General features: G+C 64.6%; 18 protein-coding genes. 11 read left to right on the top strand and 7 right to left on the bottom strand.

What is annotated here, in order from left to right:
• Nucleotides 1–33: 33 nt before the first annotated feature.
• Nucleotides 34–936, bottom strand: a complete 903-nt coding sequence (locus AN936_RS08540) for a LysR family transcriptional regulator (protein WP_054587792.1) — start codon at nt 934–936, stop codon at nt 34–36.
• Between the two features lie 100 nt (nt 937–1,036).
• Here AN936_RS08540 and AN936_RS08535 point away from each other — a divergent pair, with 100 nt between their 5' ends.
• From AN936_RS08535 to AN936_RS08525, 3 genes are read left to right on the top strand one after another with little or no spacing between them, the layout of a single operon-like run.
• The gene (locus tag AN936_RS08535; RefSeq protein WP_054587791.1) at nt 1,037–2,206 is read left to right on the top strand and encodes an isovaleryl-CoA dehydrogenase; all 1,170 of its coding nucleotides are present in this window, start codon (nt 1,037–1,039) and stop codon (nt 2,204–2,206) included.
• Entirely contained in the window at nt 2,203–2,559 is a 357-nt protein-coding gene (locus tag AN936_RS08530; protein ID WP_054587790.1) for a hypothetical protein, read from the top strand. Before AN936_RS08535 ends, AN936_RS08530 begins: the two co-directional genes overlap by 4 nt.
• Nucleotides 2,556–2,834, top strand: coding sequence for a hypothetical protein (locus AN936_RS08525; RefSeq protein ID WP_054587789.1), 279 nt, complete (start codon nt 2,556–2,558; stop codon nt 2,832–2,834). The genes AN936_RS08530 and AN936_RS08525 overlap by 4 nt, the downstream gene beginning before the upstream one ends.
• A gap of 91 nt (nt 2,835–2,925) precedes the next feature.
• On the opposite strand, the gene AN936_RS08520 is transcribed toward AN936_RS08525, so the two are convergent.
• Nucleotides 2,926–5,010 (bottom strand): M13 family metallopeptidase, encoded by a 2,085-nt coding sequence (locus AN936_RS08520; protein ID WP_054587788.1) that lies wholly within the window; start codon nt 5,008–5,010, stop codon nt 2,926–2,928.
• Between the two features lie 146 nt (nt 5,011–5,156).
• Between AN936_RS08520 and AN936_RS08515 the strand changes: the two genes are divergently transcribed.
• The 6 genes from AN936_RS08515 to AN936_RS08495 are packed head-to-tail and all read left to right on the top strand — an operon-like array spanning nt 5,157 to nt 10,789.
• Complete coding sequence (locus AN936_RS08515; RefSeq protein ID WP_054587787.1) at nt 5,157–6,755, top strand: carboxyl transferase domain-containing protein; 1,599 nt, start codon at nt 5,157–5,159, stop codon at nt 6,753–6,755.
• A 2-nt stretch (nt 6,756–6,757) separates the two neighbouring features.
• On the top strand, nt 6,758–7,141 hold the full coding sequence (locus AN936_RS24665; protein WP_149037631.1) for a hypothetical protein: 384 nt from the start codon (nt 6,758–6,760) through the stop codon (nt 7,139–7,141).
• Between the two features lie 10 nt (nt 7,142–7,151).
• Complete coding sequence (locus AN936_RS08510) at nt 7,152–9,026, top strand: acetyl/propionyl/methylcrotonyl-CoA carboxylase subunit alpha (protein ID WP_054587786.1); 1,875 nt, start codon at nt 7,152–7,154, stop codon at nt 9,024–9,026.
• Nucleotides 9,023–9,481, top strand: a complete 459-nt coding sequence (locus tag AN936_RS08505; protein WP_054587785.1) for a GNAT family N-acetyltransferase — start codon at nt 9,023–9,025, stop codon at nt 9,479–9,481. Before AN936_RS08510 ends, AN936_RS08505 begins: the two co-directional genes overlap by 4 nt.
• A 4-nt stretch (nt 9,482–9,485) precedes the next feature.
• The gene (locus AN936_RS08500) at nt 9,486–9,938 is read left to right on the top strand and encodes a MaoC family dehydratase (protein ID WP_054587784.1); all 453 of its coding nucleotides are present in this window, start codon (nt 9,486–9,488) and stop codon (nt 9,936–9,938) included.
• Nucleotides 9,938–10,789 carry an HpcH/HpaI aldolase/citrate lyase family protein gene (locus AN936_RS08495; protein ID WP_054587783.1) on the top strand — a complete coding sequence of 284 codons (852 nt, stop codon included), beginning with the start codon at nt 9,938–9,940 and terminating at the stop codon, nt 10,787–10,789. The genes AN936_RS08500 and AN936_RS08495 overlap by 1 nt, the downstream gene beginning before the upstream one ends.
• 12 nt (nt 10,790–10,801) lie before the next feature.
• Here AN936_RS08495 and AN936_RS08490 read toward each other — a convergent pair whose 3' ends face one another.
• The 5 genes from AN936_RS08490 to hisI form a co-directional block, all read right to left on the bottom strand.
• Complete coding sequence (locus tag AN936_RS08490) at nt 10,802–12,298, bottom strand: phospholipase D-like domain-containing protein (RefSeq protein WP_054587782.1); 1,497 nt, start codon at nt 12,296–12,298, stop codon at nt 10,802–10,804.
• A 54-nt stretch (nt 12,299–12,352) separates the two neighbouring features.
• Complete coding sequence (locus tag AN936_RS08485) at nt 12,353–14,155, bottom strand: acyl-CoA dehydrogenase C-terminal domain-containing protein (RefSeq protein WP_054587781.1); 1,803 nt, start codon at nt 14,153–14,155, stop codon at nt 12,353–12,355.
• Between the two features lie 63 nt (nt 14,156–14,218).
• Nucleotides 14,219–14,650 (bottom strand): MerR family transcriptional regulator, encoded by a 432-nt coding sequence (locus AN936_RS08480; protein ID WP_054587780.1) that lies wholly within the window; start codon nt 14,648–14,650, stop codon nt 14,219–14,221.
• Nucleotides 14,651–14,716: 66 nt separating this feature from the next.
• Nucleotides 14,717–15,256, bottom strand: a complete 540-nt coding sequence (locus AN936_RS08475) for a hypothetical protein (RefSeq protein ID WP_054587779.1) — start codon at nt 15,254–15,256, stop codon at nt 14,717–14,719.
• Nucleotides 15,243–15,623 (bottom strand): phosphoribosyl-AMP cyclohydrolase, encoded by a 381-nt coding sequence (gene hisI, locus AN936_RS08470; protein ID WP_054587778.1) that lies wholly within the window; start codon nt 15,621–15,623, stop codon nt 15,243–15,245. Before hisI ends, AN936_RS08475 begins: the two co-directional genes overlap by 14 nt.
• A gap of 143 nt (nt 15,624–15,766) precedes the next feature.
• On the opposite strand from hisI, the gene purF reads away from it, so the two are divergent.
• Together purF and AN936_RS08460 are read left to right on the top strand one after the other, a co-directional pair.
• Nucleotides 15,767–17,224, top strand: coding sequence for an amidophosphoribosyltransferase (gene purF, locus AN936_RS08465; RefSeq protein ID WP_054587777.1), 1,458 nt, complete (start codon nt 15,767–15,769; stop codon nt 17,222–17,224).
• Between the two features lie 10 nt (nt 17,225–17,234).
• Nucleotides 17,235–17,963: an SDR family NAD(P)-dependent oxidoreductase gene (locus tag AN936_RS08460; RefSeq protein WP_054590166.1), complete on the top strand. Its 729-nt coding sequence runs from the start codon at nt 17,235–17,237 to the stop codon at nt 17,961–17,963.
• Nucleotides 17,964–18,007 lie beyond the last annotated feature (44 nt).

Here is an 18,007-nt window from a genome sequence, read left to right as displayed (position 1 = left end):
TTGACGCTGCAAGCCAGACTTGTGGGGCCGCGCTCACGCCGCCCCTTCAACCTTCATTTCGCGCCAGTCGGCGGCGATGCTCGCGATCGTCTCAAGACCGTGCGTCAGCCGCGGCGCGACCTCGGGAAGCGCGGCCCAGGCCGGGTCGAGGATCAACCCCAGCTCGCGACGGAAGTCGTAACCCGCAACTTTCAGCGGAACGATGCCCTCGATCGCCAGCGACACCGGCGCGGTGGTGATACCGACCCCGGCGGCAACCATGCGCAGGCAGCGGTCGTCGCTGTCGCTGCGCAGCGCAAAGCGCGGACGGACGCCGTGGCGGGTAAAAAAGCGGCTCGTCGCATCGAGGAACTCGCACGACCGGCGCGCGATCATCGTCTCGGCCGCCAGTTCCTCGGGCGCGACCTCGACCCGGCCCGCGAGCGGGTGGTCGGTCGCGACGAACATCGTCAGCGGCTCTTCGTAAAGCGGCAGGATATGCGCCCCGCGCTCGTCGGGGCGAAGCGGGAGCAACGCCATGTTGACGCGGCCGCTGCCGACCGCCGAGCGCAGGTCGGATTCGGTGCTTTCGGCCAGCTCGATGGCAAAGCCCGGCCGGAGCACGGTGGCGAGCGCCTGCAGCAACTCGCCCGGCGCCGAGCGGATCGTGCCGAGCTTGAGCCCGGTGGCGTCGCTGTCAGCACTGCGGCCAAAGCGGTCGGCGGCGTGGAACCCGCGTTCGAGGTCGCGCGCAATCGGCAGGAAGCGCCCGCCCGCCTCGGTCAGCCGGATCTGGCGGCGGTTGCGGATGAACAGCGGCGTGCCGACCAGCTTTTCGAGTTCGGCGATGCCCGTCGACAGCGCCGGCTGCGTCACCCGGATGCGCAGCGCGGCCTGCGTGAAACTGCCGGCGTCGACCACAGCGAGGAACTGGCGGATATGGGTGCGCTTTATCATAAATTCTACTTATGATAATCCTGCATTCGTTTCAATTTCCATATGATGTGCTTTTCGGGCACTATCGCGCCTTCATCCCGCCCTCTCGATAGGCTGATCCATGCGCGCTACCCCCGATTTCGATTTCGCCCTCGGTGAAAATGCCGACATGATCCGCGACACGACCGCCCGCTTTGCGGACGAACAGATCGCCCCGCTCGCCGACAAGGCCGACCGTGAGGACTGGTTCCCGCGCGACGAATTGTGGACGCAGATGGGCGGGCTCGGCCTGCACGGCATCACCGTCGAAGAGGAATGGGGCGGCCTGGGCCTCGGCTATCTCGAACATGTCATCGCGGTCGAGGAAGTGTCGCGGGCGTCGGGCGCAATCGGCCTTTCCTACGGCGCACATTCGAACCTGTGCGTCAACCAGATCCGCCGCTGGGGCAATGCCGAACAGAAGGCAAAATATCTCCCCAAGCTGATTTCGGGCGAGCATGTCGGCAGCCTTGCGATGTCGGAAGCCGGCGCGGGCAGCGACGTCGTGTCGATGAAGCTGAAGGCGGAGAAAAAGGGCGACCGCTTCGTCCTCAACGGCACCAAATTCTGGATCACCAACGCGACCTGCGCCGACACGCTGGTCGTCTATGCCAAGACGAGCCCCGAAGCGGGATCGCGCGGCATCACCGCCTTCCTGATCGAAAAGGACATGCCGGGTTTCAGCATCGGGCAAAAGATCGACAAGGTCGGCATGCGCGGTTCGCCGACCGCTGAACTGGTTTTCGACGACTGCGAGGTGCCCGCCGAACAGGTCATGGGGCCCGAGAACGGCGGCGTCGGCGTGCTGATGTCGGGGCTGGACTATGAGCGCGTCGTGCTCGCCGGGCTCCAGCTCGGCATCATGCAGGCCTGCCTCGATACGGTCATTCCGTATGTTCGCGAGCGCAAGCAGTTCGGCAAGCCGATAGGGTCGTTCCAGCTCATGCAGGCGAAGGTCGCCGACATGTATGTCGCACTCCAGTCGGCGCGCTCCTATGTCTATAACGTCGCCAAGGCTTGCGACGCCGGACAGACGACGCGCTTCGATGCCGCGGGCTGCATCCTGCTCGCCAGCGAAAGCGCGGTGAAGGTCGCGGGCGAAGCGATCCAGGCGCTGGGCGGCGCGGGCTATACCAAGGACTGGCCGGTCGAACGCTACTGGCGCGACGCCAAGCTGCTCGACATCGGCGCGGGTACCAACGAGATCCGCCGCATGCTGATCGGCCGCGAACTGATCGGCGCCGGCGCGTGATCTGGCTCTGGCTGTCGGCCGCCTTCATGGTGACGACGGCCGGGGTCCATTCGGTGCTGGGATACCGGCGGCTGATCGTGCCGTTGCTGCGCAGCGAAGCGGGGCCGCTTGCCGATCCGCTGTCGCGGCGGATTATCCGTTTTGCTTGGCATGCGACGTCCGTCCTGATGCTGATTTCGGCGGCCGCCGTGGCCTGGCCGGGCACGTCGCCGAGCCTGCTGACCGTGGTCGGTGCGGCCTGGCTGGCGACGGGGTTGGTCAATGCCGCCTATACACGCGGCCGCCATATCGCTTGGCCGGCTCTCAGCGGGGCGGGCATCTTCGCGCTGATCGGGGCGTTGGCTAATCCATGAACCAGACACTGCTCGACGCCCTCCAATATTATGGCGCTGCCGCTGCTACGCTCGCGGCGCTCCTCGTCTCGCTCAATTTGGGGGAGCGCTGGACCGGCGGCGCCTTCGTGATCTTCGTGACGAGCAGCCTTGCGCTGATCGCGTGGGGTTTCCTGCAGCCCGACAGTGAGGGCATAGGGTGGCAGAATGTCGCGCTGCTCGGCATCAACCTCGTCGGCGTCTACAGCCACCTGATCCGCAAGAAACCAGCTGGAAAGCAGGCTTCCGATGATTAACGTCATTGCGAGCAAAGCGAAGCAATCCAGAGCCGTTTACGCACGCTCTGGATTGCAGCGCGGCTTCGCCGCTCGCAATGACGGGATGAGCTTACCCCCAGACGCGGACGCGCTTGTCGGGCGCGAGGTAGAGCTTGTCGCCTTCGCGAACGTCGAACGCCTTGTACCACGCATCGAGGTTCCGCACCGTCAGCGCGCGATACATGCCGGGCGCATGACCGTCGGTCGCCACCCGCTGGCGCAGCGCCTCGTCGCGCATCTTGGTCGCCCAGGTCTGTGCAAAAGCAATGAAGAAACGCTGGTCGCCGGTGAAGCCGTCGATCACCGGCGCCTCCTTGCCCTTCAGCGAGGCATGATAGGCGTCGTAGGCGGCCTGAAGTCCGGCAACGTCGGCGATATTTTCGCCGAGCGTCAGCTTGCCGTTGAGCGCGAGGTCGGGGAACGGTTTGTACCCGTCATACTGCGCCGCGAGCGCCGCGCCCGCGGCGTTGAACTTCGCAAGGTCCGCCGCGGTCCACCAGTTGCGCAGCGCCCCGGTCGAATCGAACGCCGCGCCATTGTTGTCGAAGCTGTGGCTTATCTCGTGGCCGATGACCGCACCGATCGCGCCATAATTATACGCCGGGTCGGCGGAGGCGTTGAAGAAGGGCGGTTGCAGGATCGCGGCGGGGAAGTTCAGCGCGTTCTGGACCGGCAGGTTCACGGCGTTGACCGTCTGCGGGACCATCCACCATTCACCCTTGTCCATCGGCTTGCCGACCTTCGCGAGCTGGTGTGCATATTCGGCTTTCTGCCCCGCGACCTCGTTCGCATAGGCGTCGGCAGCGCTGACCGTGTAGCTGCCGTAATCGCGCCAGCTTTCGGGATAGCCCACCCCGACCGCGATCGTTTCGACCTTCTTGATCGCCTCCTTCTTGGTTTCGGGTGCCATCCAGTCGATCGTCTCGACGCGCTTGGCAAAGGCGGACTTGATGTTCGTCACCATGTCGCCGACTTCGGCCTTGGCGGAGGCCGGGAAATATTTGTCGGCATAGGCTTTGCCGACCGCATCGCCCAGATAGGTGTCGAGCGCCGCGAGCGCGCGCTTGTCGCGGCTGCGCTGTTGCGGCGTGCCCGACAGCGTCGTGCCGTAAAAGGCGAAATGCGCATTGTCGATCGCGCTCGGCAGCACGTCGGCGTGGCTGTTGATCTGATGGAACGCCAGCCAGTCCTTCCACGCATCGAGCGGCTGCGACGCCACCAGCGCCGACAGGTTGGTGATCGCCGCGGCGTGATAGGCGCCGAACTTGCCCGCGCCGTCGAGCTTCGCGGCGGCGAAGAAGGCCGGCCAGTCGATGCCCGGCGCCTTCTTCGCAAAATCGTCCTTGGTCCACACGCCGGCGGATTTGGTGAAATCCTCGCTCTGTTCGCGCGTGACATGCGCCTTGGCGATCTTGACTTCGAGGTCGTAGATGCGCTTGGCCTTTGCCTCCGCATCGACCTGACCCGCTGCGGTCAGCAGCTTGGCGATATAGGCCTGATAGGCGGTGCGGATGCCCGCCATCTTGGGATCGGACGACAGATAATATTCGCGTTCGGGCAGGCCGAGACCGCCCTGCAGCATATAGGGAATGGTGTCGCCGGGCGTCGCGAGCCCCTGCGTCACGAAAATGCCGAACAGGTTTTCGGTGAAGAAATTGGTCGCGTTGAGCGGATCGACGTCGGCGCGAACCTGTTCGCCGAGTATCTTCGACAGGGTAGCCTTGTCGGCGATCGCATCGAAGCGCGCGAGGTCCGCAGCGACGGGCTTCATCCCCGCAGCGTCGATCGCTTTCGTATCGGTGTAGGCCTTGTAGAAGGCGGCGATGCGCCCTTCGTCGGTGTCGGCGCCGGCGTTGCCCTTGACGATCGCATCGATGAGTTCGCGGGCCCGCTTTTCGGTTTCGAGCTGCGCGACGAGGAACGCTCCGATCGACGAACGGTCGGCGGGGATTTCGGTTGTCGTCTGCCAGTTGCCGTTCGCATAGGCGTAGAAATCGTCGCCGGGTTTGGTGGCGGTGTCCATCGCGGCCTTGTTGATGCCGATCCCGGTGCCGATGGTATAGCTCGCTTCCTGCTTGTCGCCCTTCGAACAGGCGACGGGGCCCGCGACGATCGCGGCGGTGGACAGGAGGATGGCCAAGACGGTCTTTTTCATAACGAAAACCTTGCTTTCATGGGGACAGGCGAAGGGTCTAGGTCTGCGGCAACCCGGTTTCGATACCAACCAATTTCGGCCTGCGGTCCTTTGCAATCGACGAGTGGCGGATTAGTCCGGCGGGCAGTGACAGGAGAATTTTCGACGTGAGCGCACCAGTACTCGGAACCATGGTCGATCGTGACAGCGAGACCTATCGCGCCAACGACGCGCACAACCGCGCGCTGCGCGACGAGTTGGGGGCGCGCGTCGGCGCAGCGGCGCTCGGCGGCAATGAAAAGGCGCGCGAGCGGCACACGAGCCGCGGCAAGCTGCTCCCCCGCCAGCGCGTCGAGCGGGTGCTCGACCAAGGATCGCCCTTCCTCGAAATCGGCCAGCTCGCGGCGGGCGACATGTATGAGGGCGAGGTTCCGGGCGCCGGCATGATCGCGGGCATCGGCCGCGTGTCGGGCCGCCAGTGCATGATCGTCTGCAACGATGCGACGGTGAAGGGCGGCACCTATTACCCGATGACGGTCAAGAAGCACCTCCGCGCGCAGGAGATCGCCGAGGCGAACCGCCTGCCGTGCATCTATCTGGTCGACTCGGGCGGCGCCAACCTGCCGCATCAGGATCAGGTTTTCCCCGACCGCGACCATTTCGGGCGTATCTTTTTCAATCAGGCGAACATGTCGGCGAAGCGCATCCCGCAGATCGCCTGCGTGATGGGAAGCTGCACCGCCGGCGGCGCCTATGTTCCCGCCATGAGCGACGAGACGGTGATCGTCCGCAATCAGGGCACGATCTTCCTCGCCGGGCCGCCGCTGGTGAAGGCGGCGACGGGCGAGGAAATCAGCGCCGAGGATTTGGGCGGCGGCGACCTGCACGCCAAGAAGTCAGGGGTCGTCGACCATCTTGCCGAGAATGACGAACATGCGCTGACCATCGTCCGCGACATCGTCAGCCACCTCGGCGAGGAAAGCGGGTTCGAGGTCGCGATCAAGGAACCACGGCCGCCGAAATACGACGCGGAAGAACTCTACGGCATCGTGCCGAGCGACGTGCGTGCGCCCTACGACGTCCACGAGGTGATTGCGCGCATCGTCGACGGCAGCGAATTTCACGAGTTTAAGGCGAATTACGGGTCGAGCCTCGTGTGCGGTTTCGCGCATATCTGGGGCATCCCGGTCGCGATCCTCGCCAATAACGGCGTGCTGTTCAGCGAGAGCGCGGTCAAGGGCGCGCATTTCATCGAACTGGCGCAGCAGCGGCGCATTCCCCTGCTCTTCCTCCAGAATATCAGCGGCTTCATGGTCGGCGGCAAATATGAGGCCGAGGGGATCGCCAAGCATGGCGCGAAGCTGGTGACCGCGGTAGCAACCGCGACGGTGCCCAAGATCACCGTGCTGATCGGCGGCAGCTTCGGCGCCGGCAATTACGGCATGTGCGGCCGCGCCTATAGCCCGCGCTTCCTCTTTAGTTGGCCGAATGCGCGGATCAGCGTGATGGGCGGCGAACAGGCGGCAAGCGTGCTCGCGACGGTGCACCGCGACGCCGACAAATGGACGCCCGAAGAGGCCGAAGCCTTCAAGGCGCCGATCCGCCAGAAATATGAAGACGAAGGCAATCCCTATCACGCCACCGCGCGCCTGTGGGACGATGGCATCATCGACCCGGCGCAGACGCGCGACGTGCTCGGCCTCGCCTTCGCCGCAACGCTGAACGCCCCGGTCGAAGACCGCGGGTTCGGCGTGTTCAGGATGTGATAATGGGACCGTTTGGCATTCCCCCAATCGAGACACTTTGGCCATTAGAAGAGCTGACGAAACACGTTCAGCCCTCTCTGGAAAGAATGGCTTCGTTTGATGCGGTTATATGCGGCACCCCTCCGGCGTTGCAACAGATTGCCCACTATGCTTCGATTTGGGGCGTAAGTGATGATGTATTCAGAGCTGGCGTGATAGCAGGGGCAACCGAGCCAGCGCGATGGAACCTTAAATGGGTGGTACATCAATTCGAAGAGGCCTTGGAGGCTTGGCTAGCTGGGCCTGAGGCTGAAAGCGAAAATTTTTCCGATGCTTACGTAGCCTTCACTAGCTTGGTGATGGCGTCCGACGAGATTTCCCCCGGCGATAGAGCCACAGCGCATTGAAAGAAATTCAATGATCAAATCCCTCCTCATCGCCAATCGCGGCGAAATCGCCTGCCGTATCATCCGCACCGCGCGGGCGATGGGCGTCCGTACCGTTGCCGTCTATTCGGACGCCGATGCCAATGCGCTGCATGTCCGCATGGCGGATGAGGCCGTGCACATCGGGCCTTCGCCAGCACGCGAAAGCTATTTGATCGGCGAAAAGATCATCGCCGCGGCGAAGGCGACCGGGGCCGAAGCGATCCATCCGGGTTACGGCTTCCTCTCCGAAAATGCCGAGTTTGCGCAGGCGGTGCTAGACGCCGGGCTCGTCTGGGTCGGGCCCAAGCCATCGTCGATCACCGCGATGGGCCTCAAGGACGCCGCGAAAAAGCTGATGGCCGATGCCGGGGTGCCGGTGACGCCGGGCTATATGGGCGAGAATCAGGATCCGGCCTTCCTGGCGGAACAAGCTGCCAGCATCGGCTATCCCGTGCTCATCAAGGCGGTCGCCGGCGGCGGCGGCAAGGGGATGCGCAAGGTCGACGCGGCGGCCGACTTCGCCGATGCGCTCGCCTCGTGCCAGCGCGAGGCGGCGGCCTCATTCGGCAACGACCATGTGCTGATCGAGAAATATATCCTGAGCCCGCGCCATATCGAGGTGCAGATCTTCGGCGATACGCACGGCAACATCGTCCACCTGTTCGAACGCGACTGCTCGTTGCAACGGCGCCACCAGAAGGTGATCGAGGAAGCCCCCGCCCCCGGCATGGACGAGGAAACGCGCGAGGCGCTGTGCGCCGCCGCGGTCCGCGCGGGCCAAGCAGTCGATTATGTCGGCGCCGGGACGATCGAGTTCATCGCCGACGGCAGCGAGGGCCTGCGCGCCGACCGCATCTGGTTCATGGAGATGAACACGCGCCTGCAGGTCGAACATCCGGTGACCGAGGCGATCACCGGCGTCGACCTGGTCGAATGGCAGCTCCGCGTTGCCAGCGGCGAGCCGCTGCCGCTGCGGCAGGAGGATCTGACCATCAACGGTTGGGCGATGGAGGCGCGCCTCTATGCCGAGGACCCCGCAACGGGCTTCCTTCCGAGCACCGGCAAGCTCGACGTGCTGCTGCTGCCGATGTCGTCGCGCGTCGACACGGGGATCGAGGAAGGCAGCGAGGTTTCGCCCTTCTATGACCCGATGATCGCCAAGGTGATCGTCCACGCCGGGCAGCGCGAGGAGGCGATCGACGACCTGCGTTACGAGCTGTCGAAGCTGGGCGTGTGGCCGGTCAAGACCAACGCCGGCTTCCTGCACCGCCTGCTCGGCGATACGGATTTCGAGCGCGGCGACGTCGACACCGGGCTGATCGAACGCCGCGGGGAGGCGCTGATGGCCAATCCCCTGCCTCCGGCGACCGAATTGACGGCGGCCGCGGCGCAGCTCGAAGACGAGCCCGCCGTACCGCACGCGCTGGCAGGCTTTCGCCTCAACCGCGCACCGGACACCCGCCGCGCACTACGGGTCAACGGCCAGCGTGTCGAATATGAGGCGGACGCCCGCGCCGACGGTTATTTCGCCAGCCATTTCGAACCCTTCGATGGCGGTGCGGCGCTGCTGATGGTGCACGAAGGCACGACGATGATCGTCGCCCCCGACCGCACCGATGGCGCGGCGGGCGGCGCGGCGGGCGACGGCGACATCCTATCACCGATGCCGGGCAAGGTCATCGCGGTCGAGGTCGCGGCGGGCGACACCGTCGCGAAGGGCCAGAAGCTGCTGACCCTCGAAGCGATGAAGATGGAGCATAGCCTGACCGCGCCCTTCGACGGCGTCGTTGCCGAACTCAATGCCGAAGCGGGCGCGCAGGTGCAGGTCGAGGCCTTGCTCGTCCGGATCGAGGCGGCCGAGTGAGCGCGTTGATCCTGCGCGACGCGACCGCGGAGGATCTGCCCGCCATCCTTGCGATGCTTGCGGAGGACACCATCCCGCCGCAGCGCGAGGCGGCGCCGGACGACCCGCGCTATCGCGCGGCGTTCGAGGCGATCGATGCCGACCCCAACCAGCGGCTGATAGCCGCGGAATTGGGCGGCCGCGTTGTCGGGACGATGCAATTGAGCTTCCTCCCCGGGCTTTCCTTTTGCGGCAGCTGGCGCGGCCTGATCGAGGCGGTGCGCATCGCCGCCGATCTGCGCGGACAAAGGCTTGGCGAGCAGATGATCCTGTGGGCGGTAGACCAATGCCGCGCGCGCGATTGCAAGTTGGTTCAGCTCACATCGTCGGCGAGCCGCACCGCAGCGCACCGCTTTTACGCCCGGCTCGGTTTTGTCCAGAGCCATGTCGGCATGAAACTTCATTTGAGGGATTGAGAATATGGCAGGCAGGTTTTTCGACGAATGGCAGGTGGGCGATACGCTGGAGCATGATATCCGGCGCACGGTGACCGAGACAGACAATCTGCTGTTCACGACGATGACCCACAATCCGCAGCCGCTGCACCTCGACATCGAGGCGGCGAAGGCGTCGGAATTCGGGCAGATTCTCGTCAACGGCACCTTCACCTTCAGCCTGATGGTCGGGCTGTCGGTCGGCGACACGACGCTGGGAACACTCGTCGCGAATCTCGGCTACGACAAGCTCGTGATGCCCAAACCCGTGTTCATCGGCGACACGCTTTATGCAACGAGCGAGGTCGTCGGTCTCAACGAGTCCAAATCGCGGCCGAATGCGGGTATCGTCACCTTCCTGCACCGCGCGATCAACCAGCGCGGCGAAACCGTGTGTCAGTGCGAACGCTCCGCGCTGCTGAAAAAGAAGGAAAATTGATGCGCCTGCGCTCGCTCCTGTTCGTCCCCGGCGACCGTCCCGAACGCTTTGCCAAGGCGGCGGCGTCGGGCGCCGACGCGATCATCCTCGACCTCGAGGATTCGGTATCGCCTGCGAACAAGGACGCGGCGCGCGCCGCGATCGCCGATTATCTGGCGGGCGAACGCGAAGTCATCACGCTCGTCCGCGTCAATCCGCTCGACGGCCATATGACCGCCGCCGATGTCGCCGCGATCGTCGGCGCGCGCCCCGACGCGATCGTGCTGCCCAAGGCCGAGGGCGCGCCGGCCATCCAGCAACTCGACACGATCCTGCGCAGCGAGTCGGCACGCGATGCCTCGCTGCCCGCGATCCTGCCGATCGCCACCGAAACCCCGGCGGCGATCTTTACGCTCGGCAGCTATCGTGAAGTCAAGGAACGGCTGCTCGGATTGACCTGGGGCGCCGAGGACCTGCCCGCCGCAATCGGCGCGACGACGAGCCGCCACGACGACGGCAGCTATACCGCGCCCTATGAGGTCGCCCGCTCGCTGACCCTGTTCGCGGCGCACGGCGCGGGCGTTGCGGCGATCGACACGGTATTTCCCGCGATCAAGGACGAGGCAGGACTTGCCGCCTATGCCGCGCGCGCGCGGCGCGACGGCTTTACCGGGATGATGGCGATCCACCCGTCACAGGTGGGGCCGATCAATGCCGCCTTCACCCCGTCGAACGACGAAGTATCGCGCGCGCAGGGGATCGTCGATGCCTTTGCAGCCAATCCCGGCGTCGGGGTATTGCAGGTCGACGGCAAGATGGTCGATGCGCCGCACCTCAAGCAGGCGCAGCATATCCTGTCGCTGGCGGATTGATCGGCGGCGGGATCAGGCAGAGCGCCCGAAAGGCCGATGCCGCTTCATCCAGTCGCGACCGCGATGCCAGCTCTTTCGGAGCCCGCGTTCGGTGAGGCTCTCGAACATCGCATCGGGGCTGTCGGGGTCTAGCAGTTCGTTCTCGGCGATATAATCGTCCAGCGGACCGGGCTTGGTCAGGTCGAGCAGTTCGAGCGACCGCCCCTCGCCGCGCAGCCCCTCGATCGTCTCGATAAGCGACCCCGTTCCTTCGAAACGTCGCCCGACATCGACGGGATCGACCCCCAGATGTTCGGCGATCAGGGATTCGCGCAACCGCCGGATCGTCGGCTCGACCCCGGTGTTCGCCGACAGCGCCGCGTCGATCGTCACGTCGCATTCGCTGTCGAGTCCCATCGAGCGGTTGTTCATATTCGCCGATCCGACGCGGATCATCCGGTCGTCGACGATCGCGGTCTTGGCGTGAACATAGATCGCCTCGCCGCCTTCCGTTCGCGGGAAATAGACCTTCAGCCGTTCGCCATGTTTCGCCTTCGCAATTTCGCGGACCAGTTTCACCCGCGCCGCGTCCATCGCCATTTGTTCGAGCCAGCCGTCGGCGGTCTCGGGCATCACCATGACGAATTCGGGCGGATCGTCCTCGTTCAGCCGTTCGGCAATTGCGGCGGCGATTTTTCCGCACGTAAAATACTGGTTCTCGAAATAGATGAAGCGCTTCGCGGCGGCGATCATGTCGAGATAAAGCTGCTCGATCTCGCGGATTTCCTCGCAATCCTCATATTCGGCACGGGTGCGCGAAATGGCGACCTCGACGCCGTGGAAATCGGTCTCGAGGTCGTCGGGCCAATTCTCGCCGTCGCCGGCGATATCGCGGAGCGGCTTTTTCGTCGCCCGCTGCCAGCGCTCGTTGCCGAGATCGGCGAGCGCGTTGCCGACCGCGCCCGCGAGGATCATCGTCGAATCGTGCCAAGGCATATAGGGTTTGCCGCCCGGGTCGGTGCGGTGCGGGTCGCCATCCTTGTGCTCGCGCGTGTCCCAGCGGCGCGAACCGACATCGATCCCGCCGCAGACCGCGAGGTGATCGTCGAACACCGCCACCTTCTGGTGATGGCTGCAACCGACGGGATGCGCACTGTCGAGACGGAAACTGATCGAACGCGTCAGTTTCCAGCGCGCCACCATCGACAGGATGCGCGGCATAGCAAATTGCTTCAAACCGCCGAAATTCCACCGCAAGATATCGATGTCGCGCTCCGGCTTTTCATGCGCCAGACGGAGCAGATAGTCGCCAAGCGGTTCGCCCTGTCCCTGTTCATCGGGTTTCAGCGCGATGCGGGGATCGAAATCCCAGCCGATGAGCAGGATGCGTTCCTTCGCCCCCGCCATCAGCCGTTCGAGCAGCGCATAATAGTCGGCGGCATCGACGATCATCCGCGCCTTGTCGGCGCGTTCGATCCGCCAGCAGTTGCGGCCTTCGACAACGATCGGGGAAAGCGCGCCCTCGCTCATGCCCGCTGAGACGCGCCGCAGCGATTTTGGTTGCAGCGGGGCGTCACTGTGGCGTCAGGCGGCCAGGAACTGGTCGGGGGTCAACGCCATCATCGCTTCGCTGCCTGCCTCGATCTTGCGGCGCAGCGACCCCGCGTCGGGCAGGAAGCGTTCGCCGAAATAGCGCGCGGTGACCAGCTTGGCTTCGAGGAATGGCTTGTTGCCGCGCCCTTCGTCGAGCGCCTTCTGCGCCGCTTCGGCCATCATCAGCCACATCGATCCGAGCGCGACGATGCCGAGGATGTGCATATAATGATGCGCGCCGGCACCGACATTGTTGGGGTTCGCCATGCCGTTCTGCATGAACCACATCGTCGCGGCCTTGAGCTCGCCATTCGCCTTTTCGAGCCGCACCGCGAGATCGGCGAACGCGGGCTTTTCCTTCGCGGCGGCGCATTCGCCGTCGACGATGGCGAAAAAGGCCTGGATCGCGCGGCCGCCGTTCTGGGCAAGCTTGCGGCCGACAAGGTCCATCGCCTGCACGCCGTTCGCGCCTTCATAAATCATCGTGATGCGGGCATCGCGGACATATTGGCTCATGCCCTGTTCCTCGATGTAGCCGTGGCCGCCGAAGACCTGCTGCGCATTGGTCGCGACCTCATAGCCCTTGTCGGTGCCATAGCCCTTGATCACCGGGGTGAGCAGGCTGACCAGATCGTCGGCGTGCTGGCGCTCTTCCTCGCTCGCCGCGACATGCGACAGGTCGACCTGCAGCGCGCCCCACAGGCATAGCGCGCGCAAGCCCTCGACGGTCGCCTTGCCGTCCATCAGCATGCGGCGCACGTCGGGGTGGACGAACAGCGGATCGGCTTTTTCCTGCGGGTCCTGCGGCCCGGTGAGCGCCCGGCCCTGCCGGCGATCCTGCGCATAATGCACGGCGTTCTGCAGCGCGACATCGGCCTGTCCCAGCCCTTGGATACCGACGCCGAGGCGCGCGGCGTTCATCATGATGAACATCGCGGCGAGGCCCTTGTTCTCCTCGCCCACCATCCAGCCTTTTGCGCCGTCGTAATTCATGACGCAGGTCGAATTGGCGTGGATACCCATCTTGTGCTCGATCGACCCGCACGAAAGCGTGTTGCGGTCGCCGAGCGAGCCGTCTTCGTTGACGAGGAATTTGGGGACGATGAACAGCGAGATACCCTTGACGCTGTCGGGCGCGTCGGGTGTCTTCGCAAGGACGAGGTGGATGATGTTGTCGGCGAGGTCATGCTCGCCCGACGAAATGAAGATCTTGGTCCCGGTCACCGCATAACTGCCGTCGCCGTTCGGCACGGCGCGCGTGCGGATAAGGCCGAGGTCGGTGCCGCAATGCGGTTCGGTCAGGTTCATCGTGCCGGTCCATTCGCCCGACACCATCTTGGGGACATAGGTCGCCTTCTGCCCCTCCGATCCCTTGACGAGGATCGCCGCGGTCGCGCCCTGCGAGAGGCCGGGATACATGGCAAAGGCCTGGTTCGCGGCGTTGCGATATTCCTCGACCGGGAAACCGATGACGTGCGGCAGCCCCTGCCCGCCGAACTCCTCAGGTGCGGTCAGCAGGCCCCAACCGGCGTCGCAATAGGCCTTGTACGCTTCCTTGAAGCCCTTCGGCGTGGTCACCGACCCGTCGTCGTGGCGCGTGCAGCCTTCGAGGTCGCCCGACTGGTTGATCGGAAACAGCACTTCCTCGCAGAATTTCCCTGCTTCGGTCAGCACCGCCTCGACCATGTCGGGCGTCGCATTGGCGAAACCCGGCAGGTTGGCATGGCGCTCGATCCCGAGCACATCGTTGATGAGGAAAAGCGTATCTTGGACGGGAGCGCGATAAGCGGGCATGCGAAATCTTTCTGCAAAACAGCTTTGTTGGTGTCAGCTCACCCGGGGAGGGATCGGTCTGGTTCAGCCCGCCGTTTCGCGGGCATCGACCTTTTGCACCGTTTCGATGAAACGTGACAGCTCATCTACAGCGCTGTCAATATCCTCGCGCTGGCGACGCAGCAACGCGATGCGTTCCTGGCATTTCTCGATCGTCACCTGACGCTGCAGCTTGCGCCCGTCGCCGACGTCGTAGAGGTCGATCATCTCGCGAATGTCGGCGAGGCTGAAACCGGTCCGCTTGGCGCGCAAGATCCACGCGAGCCGGGCCCGGTCGCGCTTCGAATAGATGCGCGACAGCCCCTTGCGCGACGGGCTGATCAGCCCCTCGTCCTCATAGAAGCGGAGCGCCCGGGCCGTTACGCCGAATTCGGACGACAGATCGGTGATGCTGAATTGTTCGCGCCCGAGGTGATCGGGCGTATCGATATGGGCGTGGCCGTATTCGTCGGTCATGCCGGCGAGACTAGTTTCCGTTGACGTGAACGTCAAGGCTGGCAGATTTCGGGAAAACAGCGCGGCTCAGCCACCGCAGGGCCGGATCATATTGCCCTGCCTGTCGCGGATCTGCAAGCGTTTCGCATCCGCTTCCGACCAGCTCGCGCGCGGCAGGCGGAGGCCCGAAAGCGAGGCGCGCTCGGGGCACAGGCTGTCGCATTGCGACGGCAGGTTTCCCGGCAGCCGGAGTTCGTCCTCTTCCTCGTGAACCAGCGCTTCGCAACCATCGGCGGCAGGGAAGCGCATGCGCCAGCTATCATGCTCGCGAACCATCTGTCCCGATGCGGTACAGGCTAGGCCCGGTCCGAAGGACGCGGTGACGACGAACCGCCAACGCCCCGACCCGTCGGGAACGACGCACATCGCGTCGCGGCCAAGATCGTGCGTGCGCTCGAACACCCCGGTGGGCGCCTGCGATTCCGGACGAACGATGCCGCGTTCGCGCGCCGCGATTTCGAGCGGATTGTCGACGTCGACCCGCTGTTTGCCCTCGTCCGGCGGCGGGCGTCCGCATCCCGCGACGAGCAACCCCGCAACGAGGATCAGCGCGTCAGCCGTGCGCATCGTCGTCGAGGAAAGTCAGGTGTCCATCGGCCTCGACGCGGCGATAGAAGCACGAACGGCGCCCGGTGTGGCACGCGGGGCCGGCAGGGTCGACGCTCAACAACAGCGCGTCCTGATCGCAATCGACGCGCATCTCGACCAGCGTCAGCCCGTTGCCCGACGTCTCGCCCTTGCGCCACAATTGTCCGCGCGAGCGCGACCAGAAATGAGCCTGCCCCGTCGCCTGCGTGCGCTCGATCGCCTCGGCATTCATGTGCGCGACCATCAACAGCGTGCCGGTTGCCGCGTCGGTGACGATTGCCGTCACCAGGCCGGAGGCGTCGAAACGGGGCAGAAACTGGTCGGTGGCGTCGCGCTGGCTGTCCATATTGCGCGCTTTAGAGCAGGAGAGAAGGCCATGTCACCCCATCGTTGAAACGCCATGTGACAGAGCGGTGAATATGGGGGGCGACATTTGCGCCAAGCGTCCCTATATGCGCCCCAGTCACGGCCCCCTGCACCTGGATCGACATGCTGACGACCCATCCTTTCGATGACGACAAACTCCGCGAGGAGTGCGGCGTCTTTGGCATATATGGCGCCGAGAGCGCCGCCGCGGTTGTCGCGCTGGGGCTCCATGCCCTGCAGCACCGCGGACAGGAAGCCGCGGGTATTACCGCCTTCGACGGCAAGGAATTCCACACCCATCGCGCGATGGGCCATGTCGCGGGCAATTTCGACCGCGACGACATCATGCGCCAGCTCGCAGGGGCCTCGTCGATCGGCCATGTCCGCTATGCGACGACAGGCGAAACCTCGCTGCGCAACGTCCAGCCGCTGTTCGCTGACCTGTCGACGGGCGGCTTCGCCGTCTCGCACAACGGCAATATTTCCAACGCGACCGCGCTGAAGCGCATCCTCGTCCGCCGCGGTTCGATCTTTCAGTCGACCAGCGATACCGAGGTGATCATCCACCTCGTCGCGACCTCGAATTATCGCACGCTGCTCGATCGCTTCATCGATGCGCTGAAACAGGTCGAGGGCGCCTATTCGCTGATCTGCCTGACCGCCGAGGGCATGATCGGCTGCCGCGACCCCCTCGGCATCCGCCCGCTCGTCATCGGCAAGCTCGGCGACGCGCATATTCTCGCGTCTGAAACGGTCGCGCTCGACGTCGTCGGCGCCGAATTTGTCCGCTCGGTCGAACCGGGCGAACTCGTGATCATCCGCGACGGCGAACTGACCTCGCATCGCCCGTTCGCCGAACGCGCGGCGCGCCCGTGCATCTTCGAATATGTCTATTTCTCGCGCCCCGATTCGATTGTCGACGGCACGAGCGTCTATTCGGTGCGCAAGGCAATCGGCGCCGAACTGGCGCGAGAAGATCCGGTCGACGCCGACCTGGTCATTCCGGTGCCCGACTCGGGTACGCCCGCGGCGCTCGGCTACGCACAGGAATCGGGCATCCCTTTCGAGCTCGGCATTATCCGCTCGCACTATGTCGGGCGCACCTTCATCCAGCCGGGCGACAAGGTCCGGCACCTGGGCGTCAAGCTGAAGCACAACGCCAACCGCGCGTTGATCGCGGGCAAGCGCATCGTCCTCATCGACGATTCGATCGTCCGCGGCACAACCAGCCTGAAGATCGTCCAGATGATGCGCGATGCCGGCGCTGCCGAGGTGCATATGCGCATCGCGAGCCCGCCGACGCAGCATAGCTGCTTCTACGGCGTCGATACCCCCGAACGGGCAAAGCTGCTCGCCGCGCAGATGACCGTCGGCCAGATGGCGAACTTCATCAATGCCGACAGCCTGTCGTTCCTGACGATCGACGGCCTCTATCGCGCGCTGGGCGAAGCGAAGCGCAGCGACGACAGCCCGCAATATTGCGACGCCTGCTTCACCGGCGACTATCCAACGACGTTGACCGATTTCGACGAGCATGCGCTGGAAGATCAATTTTCGCTACTTGCCGAACGGGTTGTCTGAAACAATGGCCATGAAGACTGAAGAACTGGCGGGGCAGGTCGCGCTTGTCACCGGCGCGAGCCGAGGCATCGGCGAAGCCATCGCGGAATCGCTGGCCGCACGCGGCGCGCATGTCGTGATCACCGCCCGCACGGTCGGCGGGCTCGAAGAGCTGGAAGACCGCATCCATAGCGCCGGCGGCAGCGCGACGATCGCGCCGCTCGACCTGACCGACGGTGACAGTATCGCGCGCCTTGCGGCCGCGATGGCCGAGCGCTGGCAGCAACTCGACATGCTGATCCTCAACGCCGCCATGCTCGGCACGCTGACCCCGGTGGCCGCCATCGACGGCAAGGAATTCAACAGGCTGCTGACGCTGAATCTCATTGCGCAGCAGGCGCTGATTGCCAATTTCGACCCGCTGCTGCGCCGCTCTGCCAATGGCCGCCTGCTGGCCTTGTCCAGCAGCGTCGCGCGCGAACCGCGCGCCTATTGGGGCGCCTATGCTGCATCGAAGGCCGCGCTGGAAACTTTGGTCACGAGTTATGGCGCCGAAATGCGCAATATCTCGACCATACGCACCGCGATCCTCGACCCCGGCGGCACGCGCACCCAGATGCGCGCTCGCGCCTATCCCGGCGAAGATCCGCAAAGCATCAAGGACCCGGATGCGGTCGGCGAATTTGTCGCGAATCTGATGGCCCAAGGCTTCGACAGCACCGCATTCCATGCGCTGCCGAAGGTGATGGCGGACGCTTAACGCGAAATTTGCTTTCCCGCGCTATTGGCCGCATCAATAAGCTT

This window comes from Sphingopyxis macrogoltabida, from assembly GCF_001307295.1.
Classification (GTDB): Bacteria; Pseudomonadota; Alphaproteobacteria; order Sphingomonadales; family Sphingomonadaceae; genus Sphingopyxis; species Sphingopyxis macrogoltabida_B.
This window is presented reverse-complemented; position numbering and strand designations above follow the sequence as displayed.